Below are 24,215 nucleotides of genomic sequence, written 5' to 3'. Positions count from 1 at the left end.
CTCCAGCAGGGTTTCCTTTGAATGCTTCACTTGTAAATGAATCAACCTGATAGATATCTAAGTCCATTTGGTTCTCCGAATTTAATAAAGTCGTATAACGCCGCGTTAAGGGGTGAACAACGCCAACCACCTAACCTAAACCATTGTGCCGTAAACACTAAAACCGATTCAAACTAAAAATGCCAAGCGTTGAGAATCCCTCTTGAACGCCTTGTTATGCGAAATTCGACAAGGCTGATTTGTACGCATTTCTAGCCTCAGGGCTTAAGTAACTGTCCATACCTTGGAACAGTTCAAATAGCTCAGCACCATATTTGAGTTTGAACTCTTCACTGCTATAAACAAGCTCTAGCTCATTAGCGACGGTTAACTCGCAAAACAATTTCGCCATTGCATTGTCGAGTGTGAATGTTGAACCAGTAAACCTGTCTTTAAATTGGATTTCTAGCACTTTGCCAAATTGAGGGAATACATAGTCTCGGTCGCATGAGCAATACAAATAAACCAATGCTTCTTCATCATTACCAATAATTCGCGCTATTTCTTGGCGCTGGCTTAACGACACCATATTTTCATCGAAACCCGCTGTTCCATACGCGGCATGAAAGAGACCTGCGATTTGAAGTAATTCGCTACTACCCCAGTTAATTAGAACTTTCTCAGTACCTTTTAGGTGTGCTTCCAATGAGCCATTGAGGTGCTGAAAATCACCCGCACCAAGCTCTTGCAGCATTCCAAATTTATCCATAAATATCAATTTCCTTTAGGTCGCATAACGCCGCGTTAAGTGGTGAGCAACGCAGACCACCCTACCTAAACCATCGTGCCGTAAACACTAAATTCAAAATAAACCGAAAATGCCAAGCGTTGGGAATCCGTCTTAAACGCTTTGTTATGTTCACTTTAGCTTGCTGAGTAATTCGACAAAGCATGCTTCACCTTTGGTGAAAATATCTTCGCTTTCATCGATATAGTATTTACGCTGTACCCTTTGACCTTTGTTCACTTCAAACTCTATAAAGTTGTTGTGAAAGTCTTCAAATAAATTTTGAAATTGACTGCGTATATGCTCTGGATTTAACTCTATTGGTAGAACTACTAAGGTTGAGCAAGATCTGTAAGCACGTTCATATTCTAATTTCGCTTGAGTCAATCGCCTATGAGAGCTAACAACATCTTCGCCGCATATCTTATTTATTTCGGCTTCATCTGTGATGATTTTTTTGAAAGGAAAAAGTTCAACACCATTTTGAACCATTAAGCGCTTTTCTTCAGCAAACCAATATCCAATTTCAGCACTAACATAGCTCTCAAAAGCGGTTCTTAATGATTCCAATTTTTTCCATTGTTCAGAATGAGTATGCTGTTTCCTCCACGTTGTCAAAGCAATAAATGCCACAATCCCTGTTGCTATTGTAGCTAGATCGCTACCTACACTTATTAGTGTCGTCACATAAGCTTTAGCATTGCCGAACACCCCTAAGGTAACAAGAGCACCAGCAACAAAAGCAAACAATAAAGATGCTACATGCTTAATTTTCAATTTCGAACTCCTGTGAACATAACGCCCAATTAAGTAGCTGACAACGCTACCAATACACTCAAATTTAACACCGAAATCACTGAAGCTAAACCGAGCTGAAAATGCCAAGCGTTGGCAGTCTGCTTAAATTGCTTGTTATAAGCGAGGCTTGAGCATGTGCACAAACTGCTCGTCTTGCCCTACTACGCTAAAGCCCAACCTTTTATAAAGTTGTCCCACTCGATTTCCTTGCAAGTAACAAAGCTTAATTGGTAATGACTTTAGATCCGCAAGTTCAATAACAGTTTTCAATACTTGGCTGCCAATACCTTTATCCTGATATTCCGGTAGCAAGAAGAAACGACCAAAGTATAGATATTCAGAATGCGCCTGTACTAGGTAACTACCCACTGCGACACCATCAACTTCTATTATGGTCGGCTTTTCCTCTTCCCATTCATTGCTATGAATCTCTCTTTGAACATTCTCGTCCCAGCCAAAAACAGCTTTAATAGGCTCATATTCTGCTGATTTCTTAAGTTTAAATAAGAACTCATAATCACTATTATCAGCTTTACGGATTTCGTACACCTAATTCTCCAAACCTACAACTACGAACAGCTTATAACGCCCAATTAAGTTGCAGACCAACGCAAACCTGAACTAAAAGCAACGCGCCGATTACACCCAAACCAATTGGAGCTGAAAATGCCGCGCGTTGGCTGTCAGCTTGAATTGCTTGTTATATTTTACAACAATCGACTGATTTCATTGATAAAGAATTACGATACTAACTTGGTTTTCTAACCTAACTCACACGCTGAAATTGAAAGTGACGCCCAAAAACAACAAACCAATTCGATGAAAGGAAAATCAGATATTCGTAGTTAAATCCAGACAAACAAGAAAACTGAAACCTTCCAATTTACCAGCGATTTCAAAACCAAAACGGCAACTTTCATTGACGCGACTTTGAGCCAATTACATTTTCAATCGGCGCTGCTCGAACCCGAACTGAAGCACCCACGAACCTTGGCATGTTTTACGGCTAAAGAGATCTAGAACCTTAAGACCTCGATATTTGACTGCTGAAAGTAGCTGAAACAGACAGCCTGAGAAAACGACAAATCACCTACTTCATATTAATTTTAAGACGCTGATTTCAAATAAAATATAACGCCCAATTAAGTAGCTGACAACGCTACTAATACACTCAAATTTACCACCGAAATCACTGAAGCTAAGCCGAGTTGAAAATGCCAAGCGTTGGCAGTCTGCTTAAATTGCTTGTTAGAACTGTACTACAGAGCAATTGTAAGTTTGATTTCCATTAGTTTTTTAGCTAATTCCTCGTTTGCTGGCATTGGGAATACGCCTACAGATTTCACAGCTTTTTCACTGTTCTCACATAGTTTCTCATAACCAATTGAGCTTATTTCTGTAACATTGCCATGTTCACTTAAATGTATATTAAGCGTACAAATCTTACCTTCAAGCCTATCAGACCAAATCAATTCATTTTGAATCATTTGGGTATAGATTTGCCCATACTTATTTAGCTCAGACGAGCCTACCTTGCCTATGCTGCTATTGCTTTGAGAAGCACAGCCAGAGATCGCAAACGCCATACTTGCAGCTATACAAATATATCGAAACGGAGCCTTCATCCTATTTATTCCCTAAAAGTTCTAACGCCCTGTTAAGGTGTGAGCAACGCAATACCAAAGCAGCCGCATACCACCTTAAACACTAAAATCAACGCATAGTGAAAATGCCACGTGTTGCGAATCACTCTTAAACAGTTTGTTATATGAAGTTAGTGCCTAGAAAACCAAGATAGTCTTTCCTGCTCTTCTGGATAAGTCTCACCATAAACACAAGTGTACTGTACTGTGATTGTCGTAGATGCAAGAGATCTTCTGATTTCCTTTTTGATTCGATCATCAAAACCGTCCTCAAATGTTGCTTCAATTAAAATAAACTCATTTTGAGGAGCCAATACACGACCATCTATATTAGCAGCGAACGTGTCCCAAACAATTTCTGATGCTTTATCGCCTAACGACTCAACCAACGTATCGTATTGTTGACCAAACTTATTGATTTCACAGCTTTTAATTATTAATGGACCTAGCCCATAATTTTTCACTTTAACGAAAATCTTGTTTTCGTAGTCTCCCTTTGAAATATGCACAATAGGTCTCAACGACAATTTATTGTGAGTACGTTGAGCTTTAAGTGTTGTCTTAGCTACTACGAGTGAAATGACTGATACGATAACAGCACAAATCGCAATTATTTCTGACGGTTTTAATTCTAACCAATCCAAAATGCCACCAAACCTATCTTTTCATATAACGCCCAATTAAGTTGCAGACCAACGCAAACCTGAACTCAAAGCAACGCACCGATTACACCCAAACCTTTTGGAGCTGAAAATGCCACGCGTTGGCTGTCAGCTTGAATTGCTTGTTATGTGTCATTTATTCGATCAAGGCTAAATATAATATTACCATGTACATCATTTACTAAATTTTCATTTAACTCAAACAGATAAGGCATGTAATCCTTAAACTCCGGAACAGTAGAAACCTGATTATGCAAAGCTAGTTGAACAGCTCCTTGGCATCTTGTTGCTCCAAACAACATAACCTGATTAAAAAGTTCAAGTTCCTTTTTAGTAAAGTCTATCGTCCTAAAGCCATGGTGGGTTGAGTCATTCCTAAAAATTCTTATTTTTTCAATGATCCCTTTGATTTTCTTTTTCCATATACCATATCTAGGGTTTGCTTCTAATGCTGTGATAACAGAACTAGAAACTAGTTTACTTGACTTTCCGTTTGGAAAACCAAGAAACCACCGGATTGTAGCCCCTATATTATCCATCTCCGATTCTTTCAACAAAGCTTCTACTGCAAACCAATTAAATAAGATTTTTAACTGATAATTATTTTCGTGCTTACTATTTCTTAGCCAGTGCAAAGACCTTAAATATCGATTGCTCAACTCCGTATTTTGAGCCAAAACATAGTGCGTCATGTCTACTTGCTGCACATCACCTTGGTGTGTGAAGAATGCCATACTAGGTCTATGTGTGTTGTCTTTAATCTCATGTAACGAACCTTTAAGCAGATCTTTTACAAAGCCTATTTTAGACAACGAGAAGTTTGATATTGGAGCTTCAATTGACTTCAAATCCAATATTTCGGCAAAACGGTCATCTGCAATTTCCACAGCCTTGGGTATCGAAAGTTCATCGACAATAGTAGCGATTCGAGCGCAATGGCTATACTTAGAGAAATCTAAATGCAGGCTCTTTGCACAATTTTCTAGAAACCTTGACTCTTCTTCAAAGTCAGCACTTGCAGACCGTAGTTCAACATTCGAATAAACTAATGTTGAAGGTAAACATATACTTTGTGATTCAAGTACTTTTACTACTAGGAAAGCGGGCATTTTGTAACCTCTGACAACACATTTACTAACTTTTGGAGAGCTACTTGACGGATTGACTTTTCAGCTTGAGGACTCAACTTCATTTTGTTATTTCTTAGATAAGTACACAATGCAGCGATGGAACCATACTGTTTTTTCTGAACTACCATCGGTAGAATTTTATTCAGCAACTCCATTTTAAGTATCAGATTTTTAAAGATATATTTAGCTACCTGTTCGAAAGCCTTTGTGTTGTGCACCGAATAATAATACGTCAATTGTAAACCAAGTAATTCTTGCTCATTATATTTTTGCTCTATCAATAGCTTATCAAAGTTAAATACACCCTCATTATCGAAGCTCTTAATAGATAGCTCATAACCAAGCACTAAAGTTCTTTTATGGTTGGGCTTAATCTTGACCAATTCATCAAAATAGTGCTTCGCTTCCAATATCCTGCCTTGTTTTAGTAAAAACGATATGTATTCAGACAGTCGTTTTACGTATTTCTTGTGGGAACAAGGAGTATCTCTAAATTTCTTTTCTACAACTTCCACCTATTACTCCATACTCGGACACATAACGCCCAATTAAGTAGCTGACAACGCTACCAAATACACTCCAATTTACCACCGAAATCACTAAAGCTAAACCGAACTGAAAATGCCAAGCGTTGACAGTCTGCTTAAATTGCTTGTTAGTTTCATTGCTGGCGGCTTAGTAACAAGCTTGCTCCAGAAATAGCTAAAAAAGTAGCACAACCTCTATTGAAGCGCTTTGCCATTTTCGGCTTCGTGAACCACTGCCTTAAATATATTCCGAATATGGCATAAATAGATATTGCACCCATTTCTAATATTAGGAACGTAGCGCCTAAAACGAAGAACTGTTCATTTACACTAGCCGAAACATCAACGAACTGTGGGAGAAAGGCAGTAAATATTAAGATTGCCTTTGGATTACCAGCAGCTAACAAAAATTCTTGTTTAGCTAAACCAAGCCGGTTATGAGTGCTTTCTAATTCAGCGACGGGACTTGACTCCGAACGCCAAAGATTAATAGCAATCAACAACAAGTACGCCGCACCCACAATTTTAATGGTTAGAAATAGAGACTCAGATTTGTAGAGAACAACAGCTAAACCTGAAGCTGCCAAAGCTATCATTACAGAGAATGCAGCTATTCGACCCAAACCAGCAATGAAAGCAGACTTGAAGCCGTAACAACGAGCATTATTCATAGACAATAGGTTGTTTGGACCAGGAGTCATATTGAGCGTAAAGCACGCTGGTATAAAGAACAATAACTTCCAGATTTCCACAATATTTCCTCCATGAAAACTAACGCTTTCTATACATCACCATGTATACCTAATTACCCACGCTACCGCCACTTCACACGGGTGAAGAACTTAGGATAACATCACGTAACTGATTGAAACACATATCAACTAAGTATTACAACTTGCTGTGAACTTGGCAATTAGATTGCAAAATGTCTCATAATTCTTGAATCACTTAACTTTAAGCACAACTGTATATAAACACATACCAAAAAGATAAGTTAATCATGAAAAATCAGTTTCTACTCAGTGTGCAAGATCATATGCGGACACGCCATTATGCGAGTAAAACCATTGAGGCGTACATTATGTGGATCAAGAAATACATCATATTCCACAATATGGAACACCCTTCTAAGTTAAATGAAGTGGATGTTGAAAGATTTTTGAGCTATCTCGCTATTGAAAAAAAGGTCGCCGCTAAAACCCAGGCTTTAGCTTTAAATTCGATCAACTTTTTATACCGTGAATATTTTAGAACACCATTGTCTCTCGAAATGAAGTTTCAAAAATCGCAACTAGACAGAAAGCTCCCCGTCGTTTTAACAAAAAATGAGATGTCACAGTTTCTGGTGCATATTGATCCTAAATATAAGCTCCACATTATGCTGCTTTATGGATCAGGGCTGCGGGTAATGGAGTGCGTAAGGCTTAGAATACAAGATATTGATTACCACTATGGAGCGATAAGAATCTGGCAAGGGAAAGGCGGTAAAAATAGGACTGTGACACTGGCTAAGGAACTTATGCCCTTGCTAAAGCAACAAGAGAGTTTGGCACTCAACTATTACAAAAAAGATATCAACTCGGCTGGTTATAATGGGGTATGGCTCAACCAATCTTTACAGCGCAAGTACCCAAATGCTCACCTCGACTTTAATTGGCATTACCTGTTTCCTTCAGTCAAGCTATCTACCGATCCACAATCCAATCTATTAAGGCGCCACCATATAAATGAGATAGCCTTACAAAGGGCTGTTAAACGTGCAGGGAAAGACGCCGGAATTACCAAAAATATAACCTGTCATACATTGCGGCACAGCTTTGCTACTCACCTTTTAGAGTCAGGTGCAGATATAAGGACGATACAAGAACAGCTAGGGCATTCAGATGTAAAAACCACCCAAATTTATACCCATATATTAGACAGAGGCGCGAGCGGCGTTACCAGCCCACTATCAATTATTTTAAAGTAGATATAAAACTAGTCACAACATTAATAATGTCATACCAGCCACTAATGGCAGATATAAAAAAGCGCATTTAATGTTTCACAAAAGAGTTTAAAGTACCTTTGCTCTGCATCAAATGCGCTTTCCACAGAAAAGTATGACTAGTACCTTCCTATAGGGGGCTTAAGTATCCTATGAGACGAACGAAAGAAAAAGAGTCGTTTACATATTATAAATTTCCCCTTTTCTATTACTCTGATCAATATTGCTATTTTAGCTAATAGCTAGTGGCTGGAAATCGAAAACTATATTGCTCTTGGAGTGGTATTAAAATGGCGTTTAAACTCTCGACTAAACTGAGATGGGCTCGAATAGCCAACAAGCCTTGCTGCATCACTTATTCTCATTCCTTCCATTTGAATGAGATCTTTTGCCTTATTTAATCTGACTTTTTTTAGATACTGCAAAGGGGACTCAAATGTCACATTTCTAAATGCACTATGAAAAGCAGAAACACTCATATTCGCTTCTTCTGCTAAAGACTGAACAGTAATCGTTTGGTCATACTCCTCATGCACTTTGGATAACGCTTTAGCTACTCTAGCGTAATGCCCATCTTGATGAGCAAGATCAAATAAAACTCGCCCTTCAGCGCCAGTTAATGCTCTATAAACAATTTCATTGATTACAGCGTCACCTAAAATATTGGCTTCTATTTCACAATGGAGTGTCTTCATTAATCTGGTGCAGCTGTCTAACATTAACGGTTCCATTGCTGTCGATTCAAGCCCACTACTTCCCGTTTTATGTTTATTACAATAGCTTTCTAAAAAGCCTTGTTCTTCTAGTTGCTTAACGAGCTTATGCAGTCGTTTGGGATCAATCGTAATTGATAAGCCCAATAACGGCTCCTCATCAATAGGCAAGGCTTCACACTCTAGCGGCATAGGAACACCAACGACCAAGTAATCGCCCGCAGCATAAGTGACAGGACGATCACCGATGTAGATATTTTTTCGCCCTTGAGCAAGTAAGATGATCCCCGATTCATAAGTAAAAGGCTGCCTCCCATTACCATTACTGCTTCTATAAATCCAAACGCCGTCTATTTCAGTTTCTCTGATTCCTTCAAGATCATTCCAACCTTTTTTATCAACATAAGACTGCATCAAGTTCGCGAGAGTTTGCATAAATAGAGCCTATTCCAACCAATTTCAATATCTAAAGAATAACAACACTGTAGAAATAGGCAATTAAATTGGAGAAATCACTCTTTAAACACACAATAAATAGCACTAATATGCAAATATACAAACAAAACAATAATCAAATGCGCTGGTTTAAGGCATGTTGAACTTACACAAGGAATTAGCAATGCAATTCACATACGTAAACCCTACAGTTATCCATTTTGGACAAGGTCAAATCCAAAATATCAGCAACTCTGTTGAATCATCACAAAAGGTTTTAGTTATTTATGGTGGCGGTTCAATTAAAAAAAATGGTGTTTATGACCAAGTAACTGAAGCACTTAAAGACCACTCTTGGGTAGAATTCTCAGGTGTTGAAGCTAACCCAACAAAAGAAACACTGGATAAAGCGGTTGCGATTGTTAAAGAACAAGACATTGATTTCATCATCGCTGTTGGCGGTGGTTCAGTTATTGATGGTTCTAAGTATGTTGCAGCGGCTGCGAAATACGATGGTGACGGTTGGGATATCCTGCAAGGTAAGCACCAAATCACTGAAGCAACACCAATTGGTGCAATCTTAACGCTTCCTGCGACTGGTTCTGAATCCAATATGGGCGCGGTAATCACTCGTAAAGAAACGCAAGAAAAACTGCCGTTCATGCATCCAGCTGTTCAGCCAAAATTTGCGGTAATGGACCCAGATGTAATGAAATCACTGCCAGAGCGTCAGCTTGTGAATGGTCTTGTTGATGCATGGGTTCACGTATGTGAGCAGTACATCACTATGCCAACTAACGCTATGGTTCAAGAAGGTTATGCAGAAACGCTTTTGAAGAACCTGCTGGTTCTTGGTAAGCAATATGATGAGCGTGATAACGATGCATGGCGTGCAAACCTAATGTGGACAGCCAACCAAGCTCTGAACGGCTTAATTGGTACTGGTGTTCCTCAAGATTGGGCGACGCACATGATTGGCCATGAATTCACTGCACTTTGGCATGTAGACCACGCTCGTTCGTTAGCAATTGTTCAGCCATCTTTACTTCGTAACCAAATCGAAGCAAAACGTGGCAAGCTAGAGCAAATGGGTAAAAACGTATTCGGTTTAGAATCAGGCTCTGATTTGGCTGAGCGCACGATCGCTGCTATTGAAGATTTCTACCATAGCTTAGATGTTGCAACGGAATTTTCAGACTACGAAGCAGACAAACCAACAGCAATTGACCGTATTATTAGCCAGCTTGAATCACATGGTTTTGTTCAACTAGGTGAAAACCAAGCGATCACTATGGAAAAAACACGTGAGATTCTAGAGTCTGCGGTTCAATAATTAATTAGCAAAAGATGTAAAGTTGATGACTTAAGATCGATTGTATATAAAAACAGCGGAATTTTTGCCGCTGTTTTTTCGTTGAAGCACAAAGCTTTACTTATCACCCATAAGCCAAGATTTTTATGTGCAATCGCATTTCTATCTTGTTATGGTGAAGCATACCGCAGATATGTATGAAAAGAATTTGAACAGTCACCAACAAATGGTTGAGTTTAAAGCACTTAACAAATGGTATGGCGATTTCCATGCCCTTAAAAATATTGATTTAAGTATCCAGCAAGGCGAAATTGTTGTGATTTGTGGACCTTCGGGTTCGGGTAAATCCACACTTATCCGCTGTATCAACCAACTAGAGCCTTTTGAATCTGGTGCGTTAACGGTTAGGCAGCAAACCTTGCCATGCCAGTTCAATACTCCAGGCAAAGTAGGAATGGTATTCCAACACTTCCATTTATTTCCGCATTTAACCGTTCTTGAAAACCTCACGCTATCCCCGATTAGAACTCTAAAAATGAACAAGTCAGACGCCGAATCTCTGGCGATGCATTATTTAGAACGGGTACACATTGCTGAGCAAGCTCATAAATACCCCGTGCAATTATCGGGAGGGCAGCAACAGCGAGTCGCGATTGCTCGCTCACTTTGTATGAAACCTGAACTGCTACTATTTGATGAACCAACATCTGCACTTGATCCTGAGATGATTAATGAGGTACTTGATGTCATGGTAGAACTGGCAAGTGAAGGGATCACTATGGTGTGTGTGACACACGAAATGGGATTTGCTAAACAAGTGGCTGACCGAGTCATTTTTATGGATGAAGGGCAGATTGTAGAATCGAACACGCCTCAAGCTTTATTCGAAAACCCTCAGCATATCCGTACTCAAACTTTCCTAAATCAAATTCTTACCTATTGATGATCATACGAATTTTTAAACCCGTGATTTCTGCGCTTTTTCAAATTAGCCTGTTGGTTTTTGCTATCGGGTGGATTTTAGATTCTGGTGCGCAATCTATGGGTTACAGTTGGCAGTGGGACCGCGTACCCGATTACATTGCCTTCTATGAAGATGGTGAATGGTGGACTGCCGAACTGATTGAAGGCTTGCTTGTCACCATTAAGATTTCTTTACTATCCTTAATCGCGACCTTATTCATTGGCTTAGTAACGGCATTACTTCGAAATTCTGATTCGATCGTCGGCCGAACGATTGCCACCAGCTATGTAGAACTGATACGAAACACACCGCTTTTAGTGCAAATTTATTTGCTCTATTTTGTGTTTGGTCCTGTTATTGGTTTAGACCGATTCAGTACCGCGGTATTAGCCCTGGCACTGTTTCAAGGCGCTTATACCGCTGAAATATTCCGTTCTGGTTTGAATGGTATTGCTAAAGGGCAATTTGAAGCCGCTCAATCTTTAGGGCTATCGAAAACCTTTACATACTGGGATGTTATATTGCCCCAAGTGGTGCAACGTACACTGCCACCACTGACCAACGAAGTCATATCATTAATAAAAAATTCCTCTATTGTGAGTGTCATGGCGATATTCGATCTAACAACAGAGGCCAGAAACATTGTTTCTGAAACTGCGATGCCATTTGAGATTTGGTTCTCAGTTGCCATCATTTACTTAGCGCTTACACTTTCACTTTCTGCCGTTTCCGCTTGGCTTGAGCATAAGCTCGGGGCCAACTGGCGAACTCAATAAGGATTTATCAGCATGAAGCTATTTAAAACCGCAATCACGACCCTACTGACGCTCGCTGTCAGCTTGCCTGCAATTGCAGCATCAACTCCAAATTTAGATAAGATCAACGACAGAGGCACACTGCGTGTAGGAATGTCGACTTTCGTTCCTTGGGCTATGCGTAATAAACAAGGCGACTTAGTTGGCTTTGAAATTGATGTTGCTAAGCAACTGGCGAAAGATTCAGGATGGAAAGTAGAATTTGTTCCAACCGCATGGGACGGTATTATCCCTTCCCTACTTTCGAAGAAGTTTGATGTGATCATCGGCGGTATGTCGATTACTGAAGCGCGAGCAAAGAGCGTGCTATTTACTGCACCTTATTCTCACTCAGGCGTTCAGCTAGCCGCAAACAAAGAACTGGCAGAAGGTTTTACTCAAATTGATGACTTTAACTCTCGCCGCGTGAAAATTGCCGCTCGTCGTGGTGCGTTCACAGTGCAAGTTGCACGTGACACCTTCCCTAAAGCAAAAGTGCTTCAGTTTGATGACGATGCTCAAGCTTTCCAAGAAGTGTTAAACGGCAATGCGCATGCGGTTATCGCCTCTAGCCCTAAGCCTGAACATGAAAGTATCAAAAATTCAGATACTCTATTTATTCCTTTTACCGATCGCCTATCTAAAGGAAATGAAGCTTTTGCTGTTCGTCTAGGTGAAACGGATAAAGCAGAATTCTTTGACCAGTGGATTCAGAAACGTACTGAAGATGGCTGGTTACAAGAACGCTATGAGTATTGGTTTGCTACATTAGATTGGCAAGATCAGATTGCTCAAGGTCAATAGACTCCTTAGCAATGTTTGATAAACCCGTTAGGTGAGAAGTATAAACTCACTTAACGGGTAATTGATCACTCATTTCCTGATCCTGATTTTCATAAACCATTTCTACAATCTGAATTAACACCCAAATAGGTCCTTTGTGAGCAGTACTAGCAACGCATATTCCGTTAAACCTAATATGAATAACAAACCTTGGTTCCGTCGTCTGAACTTGCTCGACGGAATACTGCTTGCCGTAATCGCTGCATTCTCAATTTGGTTGTATTACCGTTCTTCTATTGGCATTAATTACCAATGGCGTTGGAGTGAGGCTTTTACGCTTATTTTTATTCCACCTTCCAGCGGTAGTGTCCCTTATTTTTTCCAAGGTTTAATCGCCACTTTACGACTAAGCTTATGGAGCATGGCATTAGCCTTATCGTTTGGTACCGTTTTAGGCGTCGCTCGCCATTCAAAAGTGACTTTTTTCCGAACCCCCGCACTTCTATTCATTCAACTACTACGCAATATCCCACCTTTGGTATTCGTGTTTATTTTTTACTTCTTCGTTTCAAATCAACTCATCCCATTATTAGGGTTAGAAGTATTGCTAAGAGAGCACAATGGCGATATCAATAAGGTACAAGCCTTCTTATTTGGACCTGCTAATTTGTGGGAAAATTTAGCCTCTGGTGTGATTTGTATTGGACTATTGTCTTCTGCTTACATTGCTGAAGTTATTCGTGCCGGTTTAGAAAGCGTACCTAAAGGACAGTGGGAAGCCGCCGATTCGCTTGGGCTTTCTGTCTTCGCTAAATACCGCTTTGTGATTGGCCCACAAGTATTGACTGCCATCACCCCACCTTTGGCCGGGCAGGCTATTTCTTTAGTAAAAGATACATCGATTGTTTCGCTAATTTCGATTCAAGAAATGACTTTTGTTGGTACAGAAATGGCGAACTCATCCGGTCTTATCTTTGAAATTTGGCTGATTGTTGGCGCCGTTTACTTTTTACTGTGTTTTATGCTTTCGCAATTATTCAAATCCATTGAGAAGCGTTCGAGCATTTATTTGAACCTTCAATAGTCTGGAAGTTTGAATCCATAGCCTAATATATTCTGTAAGCTATACATTTGGTTACGTTGCTCACAGCAATTACATTGATAGTAAAGGATTAGCACATTTAACCCATTTGAATCCTATACTTTGTCCATTCACTTCATACATGAGTTATCTATGGATCAACATAAAGAAAAAGCTTACCACGCCGTTGTTGGCGCTTTGGTTGGGGATGTCGCTTCTATGGGGTTACATTGGCTCTATGACCAACAGCAAATAATCAAAGTTGCTGGCAATCATCCTGAATTTCATGCACCAGATAGATTCGACTATCAAGACAAAGGCTTCTTTGCCCATGAAGGAAAATCAGTCGGTGACCATTCTCAGTATGGAGCGCAAGTTTTAGCTATGGTTGATGCACTAACTTGTGCAAAAGCGTACTCAGAGAAATGCTATATTGAACATTTTAGAGAGTGGTTCGACTTTGGCGGATACTGGGTCGGTTACATAGATAAGCCAACTAAAATAACCTTACAAAATATCCACCAGCTAGAAGCAAACGGGCTCCCCGTCACTCAATGCGGCGCTGATGATACCCAACTACCCGCCATTTCAAAGCTCATTCCCTTAATCGCCTGTTTTCACACCTCTAACGAACTACCTGCTATGGTAGAAAGCGCCGTAAGAGTCACTAATAACAATGATAAAGCCGTCGAGTGGGCTCAAGCTCTTACTCTACTTCTGCAAGCTGCTATTCAAGGGCATACACCAATGCAGTGTGTGGAAATGGTCAGACAAACCTGCAGTTCATTCATACACGAACAAGTGAACTTAGCGCTCGCTGAACCTGAATTATCCATCACCGAAGCAGCTCAGAAGTTTGGGTTACATTGTGATTTGGCTGCTGCTTTTCCTGTGATTATTCGTATTGTGGCGACGGCAAAAAACTACGAGCAAGGGATTCGAGACAACATTCTATGTGGTGGGGATAATTGTGGTCGCTCTATCATCATTGGGGCTGTACTTGCCGCGAGCTATTTTGACGATGACAGATCAATGCCATGCGAATGGCTTGCTCGGTTAAATCTGAATGGCAGCGTATTAGCTTTACCTATCCAATAAAAAAGCGCTGTGAAATACAGCGCTTCATTGTTATTCCTAATTTCTAGCTCTAAGGTCTAGCTTCTAGCTTCTAGCTTAAAAACATAAAATCTCAGAGATAGCTAAGTACCTTTGAACAACTATTTTGGCAAGTTGTCTAATGCATTCGCCATAGTGATCAAACGGTCTAAAATACGTTCGCCATCCACCCCAATACCATTGTGTTCGTACTCATTGGTAATCCACGCCTTAGCCATCGGCATGTTAGAAAGCGTTTCACGCGTGTAATCCAGTTCGACATACATGTCGTCTGCATACGCCGCGCATGCGACTGGCACGGAATTTTGGCTCAATACGTTTGCATCATAGACATCACACCAATCTTGCTTTTCAGCCAATAGATTTGCCGCATCACGGAGTGGTTTCAGCGTCTCTAGTTGATCGAACATCCACGGATAAACCATTTCACCGGTAAACCAAAATTCATTACCCGTTTGGTAATTATATTGTGGATACTGCTCGCGAACACGATGAGCTGACCAGTTTGAAGCGAAGCCCTGACAGTAAATCGATTCATGCAAGATGGCATAAATTGGATTCGTTAAATATCCCTGCTCTTGCTGCATTTGATTTAAAAAGCTATAGCTCAGCTGTCTCTCGCCATTCACATCAATAAACGCACTTTCCAATGTGAAATAGAGTGGCATGTTCGCCCCGCCACGCCCTAAGTTAATGCCAATCAATTGGAACTGTTCAACAGTGAACTGCTGACCATTAGGCAGCCTAACATCATTACTCAGTAAGTAATCTGCAATTTCACGACACATCACTTGTGCTTCAGGGAACTGAGCAAAAAACGCATTGTTTTTGTCTGTCACACGTTTATAAGTTGCTTGGTACACATCATCTGCGTGGCGAGAAATAGAAGGAATCCCGCCTGTCACATAACAACGCAATAAGCTTTGTGGGAACAACGATAAGTAAGACAATGTGCAGAAGCCACCAAAACTTTGCCCAAGCGTTGCCCACTGATCGACACCTAACTTTTCACGAATGGCTTCCGCATCTCTTACAATGTTATCGGCTCTAAAGTGGGTGAGGTATTGCACTTGTTCTTCAGTAGACAGATGTGCCAAAGACTCTTGATTCACTGGAGAGCTGTGGCCGGTGCCACGCTGGTCCAATAACAATACTCGGTAATCTTGCAAAGCACGCTTTAACCAGCCCGACTCACCACTTGCTCTTGGAGAAGGAAAACCAGGACCACCTTGAAAGTACACTAACCAAGGAAGATCTTGATTGTCTTTTGAGAGACTAACGAGTTCACGAGCAAAAACTTGAATGTGCTGCCCTTCTTGATCTTCATAGTTTAAAGGTAGTTGAAAATTATGTTGGCGATACAGTGTTGTTCCATCAATAAAGCTCTTTTGCACCTGACTTTCCTTCTTATTTATAAGGTTGCGACTGACTTATAGGACTTGGACTAAAATTGAAGTGCGGAAAATCATCAAATGAATGTTTGCCGATATGCACCTCAAACAACAAAATATTAACACTAATCCACGGGAGAAACCGCTCATTAATGTTAAGAAGATCTTTCACCAGCGTGGATAAATCTTCATAGAAAAGTCTGTATTGATAAACCAACCTGAAAAAGCTTCACCCATAAAAAAGCCCGCGATTAGATTCGCGGGCTTTTCATAATAAACGGACTGAATTAACCATTCAAAATAGAACAGCTATAAATTCTTAGCCTAATTAAAAGAAGTTGATTGAATGACGACCACTTTTTTGATCACGTTCAGTCTTTGGCTTGTCTTCTGTTTTCGCTTTCTTTGCCTGATTCGGTTTATTAGCTTTATTGGATTTATTCGGCTTATTTTCAGGTTTTCTTGGCTCTGCTTTAGCGCTTAAAGGGTGCGAAGTGTTTTTCTTGTTTTCTTTGCTATGAGCACTTTTCTTATTCGCCGGTTTTGATTTCGCAGGCTTCTTAGCAGCTGGCACTTTTTCTGGTTTTGCTACTGCTTCTTGTACCGGTTGGTCACACACAACCACGTAATATTCTTGGTTGAACTCAAAGAAGTCACCGTCGTACATTTTGCGGCGCTTACGGGTTTCTAATTCGCCATTTACAGCCACATAACCTTCAGAAATAATGTGCTTGGCTTCACCACCGCCGCCGACAAGGTTAGCGATTTTAAATACTTTATATAGTTCAATAGGTTGGGATGAAACTTCTACACCAAGTGCTTCAATTTCAATCTCTTCGCCTTCTTCACCACCAACATAGTCAGCGTCTTCGTAATATTCTTGTTCCATGTTGATTCTTACCTAAAACTAAATTCTAAACTGATTGCGCGCAGTGTAATGCCAAAAGACGTAAATAACCACGTTCTATTTAAAAACATTGATGGTAAGTAATTGCGCTAGTTATGTTCGCCTGTGTAGACTACAGTTAATAGTGAAGTCAATTATACAAAGGATTGTATGCGAATACTTTTGGTTTTATGTTTATGGCTCGGGTTAAACCAATCGCTCACCGCGAAGCAAATTCCGGTGACGGTTTACGCAGATGACGCTTATCCGCCATACAGTTTTGCTAGTGAAGAAAAAGCCAAAGGGATCTATTCTGATATTATGCGCTTGGCTTTTAGTCGCATGCCACGCTACAACGTCACAATAAAGCCCACCCCATTTAAGCGTGGATTAAAGCTACTTGAAGCTGGCAGAGCATTTGCTCTTTATCCTCCGTATTTCTATCCAAATCAACGCCAGTATATTAACCCCTACTCTGTTCCTATTCTTCAAGAAGAAGTCGTGGTGTATTGCAATACGAAACCACCTGTTAGTACTTCTTGGCCCGACGACTTTTATGGTTTGAAAATTGGGATCAACAATTCTTTTGCTATTGGTGGCGAGCAATTTTGGATAGCAGAAAAAGAAGATAAAATTACGATTGAGCCCGCGTTAGATAACCGTGAAAACATCCTTAAACTCAAAACAAATCGTATTGATTGCTACATCAACGATAAGTTATCGATTCTTTGGGAAATAAAGCGAATGAAGCTTTCTGGTGATCTTGATGAAGATCGTGAGTTTGAACTTGGTATCAGTGTTAGCACGGAGCAGGGCTACTTAGCATTTTCAGCCGATGCAGATAACCGCTACCCCTATAAAGAGCACTTTGTTAAAAAATTTAACGCCATCATCCTTGAGATGCAGAATAATGGCGAAATTAACAATTTACTGAACCGCTATATCGACTAACTACTAACTACTAACTACTAACTACTAACTACTAACTAAAGATTTTGGCTAAATGAGGATAAAGAAACCAGTTGTTTGGTGTAATCATGCTGAGGATCGCTAAACAATTGCTCTGTCGCGCCTTGCTCTACTATATGCCCCGCTTTCATCACTATGGTGTAATGACATAACGATTTCACGACATCCAGATCATGGCTAATGAACAAATAGGTAAGCCCATACTTTTCTTGTAATGACTTTAATAGATCAAGCACTTGTGATTGGACGGTTCTATCCAATGACGATGTCGGTTCATCCAGCAATATAAATTCCGGTTTTAACACCAAAGCTCTTGCCACAGCAATACGCTGCCTTTGCCCACCTGAAAACTCGTTCGGGTAGCGGTGACGAGTGTCAGGATCTAAGTCGACCTCTTTCATCACTTCACAAATTTTTTGCTCAAGCTCAGTTTCCGTTAACTCTTGATGCACTAGTAAGCCTTCACCAATCACCTGAGCGACCGACATTCTGGGGTTAAGGGCTGAGAATGGGTCTTGAAACACCACCTGCATGCGGCTTCGGTATGGCAACATATCAGTTCGGTTTAAGCCTTGGAGCTCTCCTCCATCATAAGCAATTGAACCTTCACTCTCGATCAGTTTAAGTATCGCCATGCCAGTGGTGGATTTTCCCGAGCCACTCTCGCCAACTAAACCAATCGAGTGCCCACGCTTTAATGTGAACCCCATATCCGTGACCGCTTTTACATGCGATACCACTCGTTTGAATATGCCCCCAGTAATAGGAAACCAAACCCGAAGCTGATTCACATTAAGCAGCGACTCGCTAACGTCTGGCACCTTTACTGGCGAACCTTTAGGGTCTGAATTGATCAGCTTCTTGGTGTAAGCGTGATGAGGCGATGAGAAAACTTGCTTACAATCGCCGCTTTCTACCAAATGCCCGTCTTTCATCACTGACACTCGATCCGCTATTTTTTTCACAATACTCAGATCATGGGTAATGAATAACATCGCCATACCCAACTCTTGTTGAAGTGATTTAAGCAAATCTAAAATTTGAGCTTGCACGGAGACATCAAGTGCAGTGGTGGGTTCATCAGCAATTAACAGCTCAGGTTCATTAATCAGCGCCATCGCAATCATGACACGCTGACGTTCGCCGCCCGACAACTCATGAGGGTATGACAAGATTTTTTGTTCTGGATGACGAATACCCACCTTACCTAACCACTCTAAAGCCAATGCCTGCGCTTTGTTGGTTCGCATTCCGCGATGTATGGATAAGGTTTCAACGAGCTGTTTACCCACTTTATGTAGTGGGTTGAGAGAAACCATGGGTTCTTGGAAGATCATTCCTATTCTTCCACCCCTCACACCTCTTAGTTGACGCTCCGAACAGCTCAGAATATCGATGCCGTTGAAGTGAATACTGCCGTTTAGGTAGTGAGCGGATCCTTTCGGTAACAATTTTAGAATGGAATTAGCAGTCACCGATTTACCTGAACCACTTTCACCCACTAAAGCTAAGGTTTCCCCTTTTCTGATCTCTAAGGAAACCTTATGAGTGACTTGCTCCACCGTACTTTTGTTATCGAGTAGATTGACTCTTCCGAATCCAACCGATAAATCTTTAATCGTCAATACGGGCTCGTTCGGTTCTACGTGGTTCTGTTCTACATGGTTCGCTTCTAGATGATTAGATTCTACGTGATTAGTCATCAGGTTCTACCTATTCTGGTGCGGGTCAAAAGCATCACGTACCGCTTCACCGACGAAGACGAGTAACGTCAGCATCATAGAAAGTACAACAAACGCAGAAATACCAAGCCATGGCGCTTGTAAATTAGCCTTGCCTTGAGCAAGCAACTCACCTAATGAAGGCGAACCTGCAGGCAAACCAAAACCGAGGAAATCTAATGAGGTTAAGGTCGTGACTGAGCCTGACAAAATAAACGGCATCATAGTGAGCGATGCCACCATAGCATTGGGTAACATGTGCCTAAGCATGATGCGTTTGTCATCCACTCCCATGGCTTGCGCCGCCCGAACATAATCAAAATTGCGGCAACGTAAAAACTCAGCTCTCACTATGCCCACTAAACTCATCCAGCTGAATAGCACCATTATCCCCAATAACCACCAAAAGTTTGGTTCGATAAAGCTGGATAGAATGATTAACAAGAACAGAGTCGGCATTCCAGACCAAACTTCAATGAAGCGTTGCCCCAGTAAATCTAGCCAACCACCGTAGTAGCCTTGGCTCGCCCCCACAAACACGCCAATCACACTGGAAACGATGGTCAGGACAAACCCAAACAAGACGGAGATTCTGAAGCCGTAAATAATACGCGCCAGTACATCGCGTCCTTTGTCATCAGTACCAAGCCAATTGACGTTATCGGGCTTTGAAGGAACAGCGCCAGTAATATCAAAATTGATGGTGTCATAACTAAACGGGATCAACGGCCACACGATGTAGCCTTGCTCTTCTATCAATTCGATGACGTAAGGGTCTTTGTAGTCGGCTTCGGTTTCAAACTCTCCGCCAAACTCGGTTTCAGCATGTTCGGTCAGAACGGGGTAAAACCATTCAGTTTGATAGGACACCAACAAAGGTTTGTCGTTTGCGATAATTTCTGCAAATAAACTCAGCACAAATAAGATGGTAAACACCCACAAGGAAATAAAACCGCGCTTATTCGCTTTAAACCTTAGCCATCTTGCTTGATTCAATGGGTTAGTGAATTGAAATAGACGTTTATTAAATAGACGCTTAGGGTACAAACGTTTCAATGTTAAAGGCTTCTCTGATGAAGGTTTCTCTGCTGAAGGCTTTTTTGCTGAAGTCTTCTTTGCTGAAAGCTTCTCTGCTGAAGGAATACTATTCATGGTTATCTCGCCTCAAAATCAATTCGAGGATCAACCCATGTATAGGTCAAATCGGAAATAATACTCAGCACCAAACCAAGTAATGTCATGATGTATAACGAGCTAAAGACCACAGGATAATCACGCTGGATAGTCGATTCAAATCCGAGCAACCCTATACCTTCTAAAGAAAACATCACTTCAATTAACATTGAGCCTGTGAAGAAGATACTGATGAATGCACTTGGGAAGCCCGCAATGATAATCAGCATCGCATTACGAAATACGTGTTTATACAAAATGCTACTTTCATCCAGCCCTTTAGCCCTTGCTGTCACAACGTACTGCTTGTTTATTTCATCTAAGAATGAGTTTTTAGTTAGCATACTCAGCGTTGCAAAGCCGCCTATTACCATCGCAAAAATAGGCAAAGCTAAATGCCAAAAGTAATCGATGATTTGCTGGTACCAGTTAAGCTGTTCAAAATTACTCGACACTAAACCGCGCAGTGGGAACCAATTAAAGTAATTACCACTAGCAAATAAGATGATCAAAATAATCGCAAATAAGAAGCCCGGAATCGCGTAACCAATAATGACGACCGCGCTCGACCAGATATCAAAGCGAGAGCCATGGTGAATGGCTTTGAATATCCCTAATGGAATAGAGATTAGATAGATGATCAACGTGCTCCATAACCCTAAAGATATGGAAACGGGAAGCCTGTCTACTATCAAATCAATGACATCACCACCTTTAAACAGGCTCTCGCCAAAGTTAAACATGGCGTAATTTTTTAGCATGTCAAAGTAGCGTTCATGCATGGGTTTGTCGAAACCAAATTGCTTTCTGATTTCTTCAACAACTTCTGGGTCTAATCCTCTTGAGCCTTTATACCCACTGGCAGACGCTTGTTCACTGTTGCCTAAGTCAACCTCTTGACCGCCACCAGAAAAACGTTCCATTATCCCTGAGTTGTGCCCCTCAAGTTGCGCAACAGCCTGTTCTACAGGACCTCCGGGCGCAATCTGGATAATAAAAAAGTTAATGGTGATGATCGCCCACAGTGTTGGAATAACAAGCAGTAGACGTCTGAATATATACGCGGCCATTTCAGCTCCTAACGACGTTTTTCAGGTAATAAAGCCGCTTTTTCTTCCGATACCCACCATGTATCTACCCCTAAATCGTATTTAGGCAAGGTACTAGGGCGTTCAAATTTATCCCACATCGCTACGCGGTATTTGCCAGAGTACCATTGAGGAATAAGGTAAAAGTTCCATTGAAGAACCCTATCAAAAGCTGGACCTAACGCGCTCAGTTTTTCAGCGTCACTTTGGCTTTTCGCAATTTGTTCCGTTAAAGAATCAACGACTGGATCCATTACCCCTGCAGTATTAAACGTAGAGTCGATATAGTTAGAATTCCAAGCAATTAATAAGTTTGGATTCGGGTAAGGGTTAGCAGAATAAGCCGATGACACCATGTCAAAATCACGATCTCTTAATCGCTTAATATATTGAGTGGTGTCCACAGTACGTATCTTCATTTCAATTCCCATGCGCTTTAGGTTTTTCTGCATAGGGATGGCGATACGCTCAGATGTTGGGCTGTAAATCAATAATTCAAAAGCAAGAGGCTGACCAGTCTCTTTGTTCGTCATCACCTTATTTTTTAGCTCCCACCCTGCTTCTTTAAGCAATTTAAACGAGGTGCGCATTTGGCTACGAATTCGACCGCTTCCATCCGTAACGGGTGGCTTAAACTCTTGGGTAAATACACGAGGATCAATCTGATCTTTAAATGGCGTTAACACCGCTATTTCAGCCTCAGATGGCAAGCCTTTCGCTTCATACTCGGTATTTTGAAAGTAGCTACGAGTACGTTGATACTGGCTGTAGAAGAGGTTTCGATTCATCCATTCAAAATCCATCGCATAGGTTAATGCTTCACGAACTTTAGGATCAGAGAAAGTGGTAATTTGGCTATTGAAGATAAAGCCTTGTGTCGTTTCAGGCTTTTCATGATTGATCTCTTCTTTGGTAATGTAGCCCTTATCGAAGTTCGTACCGGTATAAGAGGTTGCCCAAAACTTGGCAGTGTTCTCTATACGCAAATCGTACTCACCCGCTTTGAATGCTTCAAGCATCACGGTGTCATCACGGTAATAGTCGTATTGCACTTGTTTAAAGTTATTGCGCCCTACGTTTACAGGTAAGTCTGCCGCCCAATAATCTTCCAATAAACCGTAAGTGACACTTTGACCCGATTTATAATCGATCACTTTGTATGGACCACTGCCGACTGGCGGCTCATTCAGTGGATCGCTTAACTTTCGATACTTCCAATAATGTTTAGGTAATACACGGGTAGATTGGGCAAAGCTAAAGAGCTTCTCTCTGTTAGGCGTCGCCATTTCAACGCGCACAACAAGATCAGATAAGGCAGTGACGGATTTTATATCTTTGTAATACACGCGGTATTGAGGCACGCCTTCATTTGAAAACTTATCAAAGGTGAAAGCCACATCATGAGCGGTGATAGGCACCCCATCTTGGAAGCGAGCGTTAGGGTTGATATCAATTTCCAGCCAAGAGAAGTCATCGGCATAGCGAACTTTAGAGGCAATAAGTGGGTAATACGCGTCGATTTCATCGCTTGGTGAGTACATTAACGTGTCGTAAAGCTCCCCTGTATATTTCGCCGAAACGCCCCGAGAGCCAAAGCGATTAAAGCTATCGTAAGTGCCGGTTTCCCCATAGGTCACTTTACCTACTTTAGGGGCATTGGGATTCACGTAATCAAAGTGAGTGAAACCTTCTGGGTATTTTGCTTCACCAAACCCAACAAGCTGCGTAGTTTCGATTACTGCGGTTTTAGCTTCTGATGATTTAGCTTCTGATAACTTAGTTTCTGATGACTTAGCTTTTGATAAATTAGCTTCTTCGGCATTCACATTGCTTACAGAAAAACAGACCGTAGAAAACATTGCAGCTATCCCGGCTGCCGTAAGGTGGTGAGCCAATTTGCGGTTAAACGGATTTTGATTGTTTAGAGCTGTTTTAATCAGTGATCCGTTACCTTGAATACGATGAAGTGGCTGACTTTGAAAACCTTTACCCATTTGATTCTCCCTTCAAATGTTTCATATCATCTGCAAGCTGTGAAGTTAGCGCTGTATCAGAGATATCTAATGTCGTACGTATACCATTAAAACTAGTATAGAGAAAAATCTAACATCATGTAATAACTAATAAAAGACTCATCATATTTCCCTATTTTTCCAAGCTAAAGTACCAAACCATTCATTTCATGGCCCTAAAAGAGTAAATTATCAGCCTAAATGATGCAGTAATCTGCTCACTTTACTAATTATTATCCGTATAATATCTTATTAAATCACTCA

23 protein-coding genes are annotated in these 24,215 nt (G+C 40.9%); 8 read left to right on the top strand and 15 right to left on the bottom strand.

What is annotated here, in order from left to right; all coding sequences use genetic code 11:
* Positions 1–214: 214 nt before the first annotated feature.
* The 8 genes from F0226_RS19115 to F0226_RS19075 all read right to left on the bottom strand — a co-directional run bounded on the left by F0226_RS19115 (position 215) and on the right by F0226_RS19075 (position 6,278).
* A complete protein-coding gene (locus tag F0226_RS19115) occupies positions 215–748 on the bottom strand; it encodes a DUF6817 domain-containing protein (RefSeq protein ID WP_043877205.1) in 534 nt (177 codons plus the stop codon).
* 150 nt (positions 749–898) lie between these two features.
* A complete protein-coding gene (locus tag F0226_RS19110) occupies positions 899–1,543 on the bottom strand; it encodes a hypothetical protein (protein ID WP_171737129.1) in 645 nt (214 codons plus the stop codon).
* Positions 1,544–1,678: 135 nt separating this feature from the next.
* Entirely contained in the window at positions 1,679–2,113 is a 435-nt protein-coding gene (locus F0226_RS19105) for a GNAT family N-acetyltransferase (RefSeq protein ID WP_171737128.1), read from the bottom strand.
* Positions 2,114–2,823: 710 nt separating this feature from the next.
* Positions 2,824–3,150, bottom strand: a complete 327-nt coding sequence (locus F0226_RS19100; RefSeq protein WP_171737127.1) for a cell envelope integrity protein TolA — start codon at positions 3,148–3,150, stop codon at positions 2,824–2,826.
* Between the two features lie 188 nt (positions 3,151–3,338).
* The gene (locus tag F0226_RS19090; RefSeq protein ID WP_171737126.1) at positions 3,339–3,851 is read right to left on the bottom strand and encodes a hypothetical protein; all 513 of its coding nucleotides are present in this window, start codon (positions 3,849–3,851) and stop codon (positions 3,339–3,341) included.
* A gap of 143 nt (positions 3,852–3,994) precedes the next feature.
* Positions 3,995–4,978, bottom strand: coding sequence for a hypothetical protein (locus tag F0226_RS19085; RefSeq protein WP_171737125.1), 984 nt, complete (start codon positions 4,976–4,978; stop codon positions 3,995–3,997).
* Positions 4,963–5,514: a hypothetical protein gene (locus tag F0226_RS19080; protein WP_171737124.1), complete on the bottom strand. Its 552-nt coding sequence runs from the start codon at positions 5,512–5,514 to the stop codon at positions 4,963–4,965. Before F0226_RS19080 ends, F0226_RS19085 begins: the two co-directional genes overlap by 16 nt.
* Before the next feature lie 146 nt (positions 5,515–5,660).
* On the bottom strand, positions 5,661–6,278 hold the full coding sequence (locus tag F0226_RS19075) for a LysE family transporter (RefSeq protein ID WP_171737123.1): 618 nt from the start codon (positions 6,276–6,278) through the stop codon (positions 5,661–5,663).
* Between the two features lie 248 nt (positions 6,279–6,526).
* Here F0226_RS19075 and F0226_RS19070 point away from each other — a divergent pair, with 248 nt between their 5' ends.
* The gene (locus F0226_RS19070; protein WP_171737122.1) at positions 6,527–7,495 is read left to right on the top strand and encodes an integron integrase; all 969 of its coding nucleotides are present in this window, start codon (positions 6,527–6,529) and stop codon (positions 7,493–7,495) included.
* Positions 7,496–7,776: 281 nt separating this feature from the next.
* On the opposite strand, the gene F0226_RS19065 is transcribed toward F0226_RS19070, so the two are convergent.
* The gene (locus F0226_RS19065; RefSeq protein ID WP_171737121.1) at positions 7,777–8,661 is read right to left on the bottom strand and encodes an AraC family transcriptional regulator; all 885 of its coding nucleotides are present in this window, start codon (positions 8,659–8,661) and stop codon (positions 7,777–7,779) included.
* A gap of 184 nt (positions 8,662–8,845) precedes the next feature.
* On the opposite strand from F0226_RS19065, the gene F0226_RS19060 reads away from it, so the two are divergent.
* From F0226_RS19060 to F0226_RS19035, 6 genes are all read left to right on the top strand, one after another.
* Positions 8,846–9,994, top strand: a complete 1,149-nt coding sequence (locus F0226_RS19060) for an iron-containing alcohol dehydrogenase (RefSeq protein ID WP_171737120.1) — start codon at positions 8,846–8,848, stop codon at positions 9,992–9,994.
* 205 nt (positions 9,995–10,199) lie between these two features.
* Entirely contained in the window at positions 10,200–10,916 is a 717-nt protein-coding gene (locus tag F0226_RS19055; protein WP_171737132.1) for an amino acid ABC transporter ATP-binding protein, read from the top strand.
* A complete protein-coding gene (locus F0226_RS19050) occupies positions 10,916–11,713 on the top strand; it encodes an amino acid ABC transporter permease (protein WP_171737119.1) in 798 nt (265 codons plus the stop codon). Before F0226_RS19055 ends, F0226_RS19050 begins: the two co-directional genes overlap by 1 nt.
* A gap of 12 nt (positions 11,714–11,725) precedes the next feature.
* Positions 11,726–12,535: a transporter substrate-binding domain-containing protein gene (locus F0226_RS19045; RefSeq protein ID WP_171737118.1), complete on the top strand. Its 810-nt coding sequence runs from the start codon at positions 11,726–11,728 to the stop codon at positions 12,533–12,535.
* A gap of 136 nt (positions 12,536–12,671) precedes the next feature.
* Positions 12,672–13,598 carry an ABC transporter permease subunit gene (locus F0226_RS19040; RefSeq protein ID WP_171737117.1) on the top strand — a complete coding sequence of 309 codons (927 nt, stop codon included), beginning with the start codon at positions 12,672–12,674 and terminating at the stop codon, positions 13,596–13,598.
* Between the two features lie 150 nt (positions 13,599–13,748).
* Positions 13,749–14,693: an ADP-ribosylglycohydrolase family protein gene (locus F0226_RS19035; protein WP_171737116.1), complete on the top strand. Its 945-nt coding sequence runs from the start codon at positions 13,749–13,751 to the stop codon at positions 14,691–14,693.
* A gap of 119 nt (positions 14,694–14,812) precedes the next feature.
* Here the strand turns inward: F0226_RS19035 and F0226_RS19030 are convergent, their stop codons facing one another.
* Both F0226_RS19030 and F0226_RS19025 read right to left on the bottom strand, forming a co-directional pair.
* Complete coding sequence (locus F0226_RS19030; RefSeq protein ID WP_171737115.1) at positions 14,813–16,105, bottom strand: alpha/beta fold hydrolase; 1,293 nt, start codon at positions 16,103–16,105, stop codon at positions 14,813–14,815.
* A 325-nt stretch (positions 16,106–16,430) separates the two neighbouring features.
* Positions 16,431–16,991 carry an RNA-binding S4 domain-containing protein gene (locus tag F0226_RS19025; RefSeq protein ID WP_171737114.1) on the bottom strand — a complete coding sequence of 187 codons (561 nt, stop codon included), beginning with the start codon at positions 16,989–16,991 and terminating at the stop codon, positions 16,431–16,433.
* Positions 16,992–17,159: 168 nt separating this feature from the next.
* Here F0226_RS19025 and F0226_RS19020 point away from each other — a divergent pair, with 168 nt between their 5' ends.
* A complete protein-coding gene (locus tag F0226_RS19020; protein WP_171737113.1) occupies positions 17,160–17,939 on the top strand; it encodes an ABC transporter substrate-binding protein in 780 nt (259 codons plus the stop codon).
* 35 nt (positions 17,940–17,974) lie between these two features.
* On the opposite strand, the gene F0226_RS19015 is transcribed toward F0226_RS19020, so the two are convergent.
* Genes F0226_RS19015 through F0226_RS19000 form a run of 4 tightly spaced genes read right to left on the bottom strand, consistent with a single transcriptional unit; the run spans position 17,975 to position 23,765 of the window.
* Positions 17,975–19,660 (bottom strand): ABC transporter ATP-binding protein, encoded by a 1,686-nt coding sequence (locus tag F0226_RS19015; RefSeq protein ID WP_171737112.1) that lies wholly within the window; start codon positions 19,658–19,660, stop codon positions 17,975–17,977.
* A gap of 6 nt (positions 19,661–19,666) precedes the next feature.
* On the bottom strand, positions 19,667–20,830 hold the full coding sequence (locus F0226_RS19010) for an ABC transporter permease (RefSeq protein ID WP_253820866.1): 1,164 nt from the start codon (positions 20,828–20,830) through the stop codon (positions 19,667–19,669).
* 2 nt (positions 20,831–20,832) lie between these two features.
* The gene (locus F0226_RS19005) at positions 20,833–21,921 is read right to left on the bottom strand and encodes a microcin C ABC transporter permease YejB (RefSeq protein ID WP_171737111.1); all 1,089 of its coding nucleotides are present in this window, start codon (positions 21,919–21,921) and stop codon (positions 20,833–20,835) included.
* 8 nt (positions 21,922–21,929) lie between these two features.
* Complete coding sequence (locus F0226_RS19000) at positions 21,930–23,765, bottom strand: extracellular solute-binding protein (RefSeq protein WP_345776534.1); 1,836 nt, start codon at positions 23,763–23,765, stop codon at positions 21,930–21,932.
* Positions 23,766–24,215 lie beyond the last annotated feature (450 nt).

Origin of the sequence: Vibrio sp. 99-70-13A1 (genome assembly GCF_013114625.1) — a bacterium.
GTDB lineage: Bacteria > Pseudomonadota > Gammaproteobacteria > Enterobacterales > Vibrionaceae > Vibrio.
The sequence above is the reverse complement of the archived record's forward strand: the minus strand, read 5'-3'. Positions and strand labels throughout refer to the sequence as shown.

What these genes read in the sequence shown, in the direction of transcription:
- F0226_RS19070 (WP_171737122.1), top strand. Translation starts at nt 6,527, where the DNA reads ATGAAAAATCAGTTTCTACTCAGTGTGCAAGATCATATGCGGACACGC.
- F0226_RS19050 (WP_171737119.1), top strand. Translation starts at nt 10,916, where the DNA reads ATGATCATACGAATTTTTAAACCCGTGATTTCTGCGCTTTTTCAAATT.
- F0226_RS19100 (WP_171737127.1), bottom strand. Translation starts at nt 3,150, where the DNA reads ATGGCGTTTGCGATCTCTGGCTGTGCTTCTCAAAGCAATAGCAGCATA.
- F0226_RS19010 (WP_253820866.1), bottom strand. Translation starts at nt 20,830, where the DNA reads ATGAATAGTATTCCTTCAGCAGAGAAGCTTTCAGCAAAGAAGACTTCA.
- F0226_RS19085 (WP_171737125.1), bottom strand. Translation starts at nt 4,978, where the DNA reads ATGCCCGCTTTCCTAGTAGTAAAAGTACTTGAATCACAAAGTATATGT.
- F0226_RS19005 (WP_171737111.1), bottom strand. Translation starts at nt 21,921, where the DNA reads ATGGCCGCGTATATATTCAGACGTCTACTGCTTGTTATTCCAACACTG.
- F0226_RS19020 (WP_171737113.1), top strand. Translation starts at nt 17,160, where the DNA reads ATGCGAATACTTTTGGTTTTATGTTTATGGCTCGGGTTAAACCAATCG.
- F0226_RS19015 (WP_171737112.1), bottom strand. Translation starts at nt 19,660, where the DNA reads ATGACTAATCACGTAGAATCTAATCATCTAGAAGCGAACCATGTAGAA.
- F0226_RS19115 (WP_043877205.1), bottom strand. Translation starts at nt 748, where the DNA reads ATGGATAAATTTGGAATGCTGCAAGAGCTTGGTGCGGGTGATTTTCAG.
- F0226_RS19060 (WP_171737120.1), top strand. Translation starts at nt 8,846, where the DNA reads ATGCAATTCACATACGTAAACCCTACAGTTATCCATTTTGGACAAGGT.
- F0226_RS19025 (WP_171737114.1), bottom strand. Translation starts at nt 16,991, where the DNA reads ATGGAACAAGAATATTACGAAGACGCTGACTATGTTGGTGGTGAAGAA.
- F0226_RS19035 (WP_171737116.1), top strand. Translation starts at nt 13,749, where the DNA reads ATGGATCAACATAAAGAAAAAGCTTACCACGCCGTTGTTGGCGCTTTG.
- F0226_RS19045 (WP_171737118.1), top strand. Translation starts at nt 11,726, where the DNA reads ATGAAGCTATTTAAAACCGCAATCACGACCCTACTGACGCTCGCTGTC.
- F0226_RS19065 (WP_171737121.1), bottom strand. Translation starts at nt 8,661, where the DNA reads ATGCAAACTCTCGCGAACTTGATGCAGTCTTATGTTGATAAAAAAGGT.
- F0226_RS19055 (WP_171737132.1), top strand. Translation starts at nt 10,200, where the DNA reads ATGGTTGAGTTTAAAGCACTTAACAAATGGTATGGCGATTTCCATGCC.